Raw genomic sequence first — 2,001 nt, 5'->3', positions numbered from 1 at the left:
CCGCCGAGCCCCGCGACGCCGTCTTCGCCGAGTACGTCGCCCCGCAGCCCTCGATCGATCGCCTCGAGGCCCGCTTCGGCGAGATTCCGGACCGCGTCCGGAAGTTCGACCGACGGCTGCGAGCGGTCCGCACGGACGAGTACAAGTACGTCCGCGGCGACGACGGCTTCGAGCGCTGCCACCGCGTCCGGACCGACCCGCTCGAGCGGACCGATATCAGCGACGACGAGCCCCAGCGCGTGCGAGCGCTTCGCAGGCGGCTCGAGGAACGGTTTGAGCCGTTCGAGAAGACCGACGGGTCGGCGGATGACTCATCGGAGGACGGCACGTCGGAGGAGGTCGAGATGCGAGCGGGGACCAAAGAGCGACTCGCGGATCTCGGCTATCTCTGACGGTATGTGCGGCAGGATAGATCATACTCGGACAAGTACGGGGTCGAGAAACGCTTTGAAGCGTGCTGACAGCGAAGCTGGGTTCAGCGACGGGACCGTGACTATCAAACGCACAACTGTACACCCGGACCCGTTTCCGACCGTCGTCGGAACGTGGGCTCGTGTCCTCCGCTTCGCCTCCCGAAACGGCGTCGTTCCCGTACCCGACGCAGATCGTCTACGACGGGCGGGCCGACGAGGTACGCGCCGCCGTCGACGTCGCCCCCGTCGCCCTTGAGGACGTGACGGTCGAGGTCGGCGCGCGTCGCCTCCGGATCGGGGTCGCCTCCGACGACGCTGACGATGACACTAACGACGACGCTGAACGAACCGTCACGCCGCTCCCGCGCGAGCTCGTCTTCGGCGACGACCGCGAGGCCGTCTACAACAACGGCGTCCTCAGCGTGACCCTCGAGACCGTCGAACGCTGGCGGTAGTCCGACCCCGCTCGGCCCTCGTCGCCGGTATTCGCTTGCCCTGCGTTGATCCCGCGTGGCGTCGAATCACTGATACCCCGATGAGCGACGACTACTACACGAAAGACGATTTCGCGGACGAACTCGCGGTCGACGAATCGCGCTTCGATCGGGAGCCCGACGACGAGACGATCGAGACGACCGTCTCGAACGTCGAGGACCGAAACATCGCGGTGCACGTCGTCGACGACGGCGAGGCCGCCCGCGAGCACCTCCGCGGGGAAATTCCGGAGGGGGCCGACGTGATGGACGGCCACTCCACGACGCTCGAGGAGATCGGTGTCACCGACGACCTCGAGGCCGCGGACGGCTTCGAGTACCTCGACAACAGCATCCAGGAGATCGACGGCGACGAGGAACGATCCCGAGCGCGCCGGGAAGCGACGACCGCGGACGTCTTCGTCGACAGCGTCAACGCGATCGCCGAGAGCGGCGAACTCCTCGGGGCGAACGCGCTCGGCAACGCCGTCGGCGCGTGGCCCTTCGGCGCGGAGACCCTGCTGCTAGTCGGGAGCACGAACAAGATCGTCGACGACTGGGAAACGGCCGTCGAGCGCGTCCGCGAGTTCGCCTATCCGCTCGAGGACGCCCGCGCCGAGGAGGTGTACGGCCAGGGCAGCGTCGTCGGCAAGCTGGTCTCCCTCGAGTACGAGCGGATCGACGACCGAACCCAGCTCGTGTTGATCGACGAATCGCACGGGTTCTGAGCGGGCAATCCGGCTCCCAGACGCCGTCGCCGCGTGCCTGCAGCACGTTTTTGCTCGCCAGTCGGATAGGGAGACCCACGCTGCGAGATTCGATCATGGCCACCCACGATTCGCGCTCCGGCGACGGCTTCGTCCCCTTCTTTCGCCGCTACGCCAAGTCGTGGGTTCACGCGGTTGCGGCGGCCGGCATGACCGCCTTCGGGACGCTGACGATCGTTCACCGCGGGTTCGCCGTGCTCGCGCTCGCCTCCTACATCGTGCCGCCGATCCTGCTCTACCTGCGGCGGACGCCGATCGAGGGATCTGACGGGGACACCGTAACCGATCGACAGCGAGGCGCGGCAGCCGCGGATCGCGCGACGGATACGGGGGCCGCGTCGCTCGAGC

General features: G+C 67.6%; 2 protein-coding genes and 2 pseudogenes. All 4 read left to right on the top strand.

Translation table 11 applies throughout. The annotated features are described in order from the left end of the window. Positions 1–392: pseudogene (locus tag PGX04_RS33650) on the top strand (sulfatase); the annotation flags it as partial. Between the two features lie 161 nt (positions 393–553). Then, positions 554–868: an Hsp20/alpha crystallin family protein gene (locus PGX04_RS33645; protein WP_273742444.1), complete on the top strand. Its 315-nt coding sequence runs from the start codon at positions 554–556 to the stop codon at positions 866–868. An 80-nt stretch (positions 869–948) separates the two neighbouring features. Beyond that, positions 949–1,614, top strand: coding sequence for a lactate utilization protein (locus PGX04_RS33640; RefSeq protein WP_273742443.1), 666 nt, complete (start codon positions 949–951; stop codon positions 1,612–1,614). Positions 1,615–1,709: 95 nt separating this feature from the next. Beyond that, a pseudogene (locus PGX04_RS33635) lies at positions 1,710–2,001 on the top strand (hypothetical protein); the annotation flags it as partial.

The sequence above is a fragment of the Natrinema soli genome (genome assembly GCF_028618695.1).
This window is presented reverse-complemented; position numbering and strand designations above follow the sequence as displayed.

Coding starts and splice junctions, on each gene's coding strand:
- PGX04_RS33640 (WP_273742443.1), top strand. CDS start 949: ATGAGCGACGACTACTACACGAAAGACGATTTCGCGGACGAACTCGCG.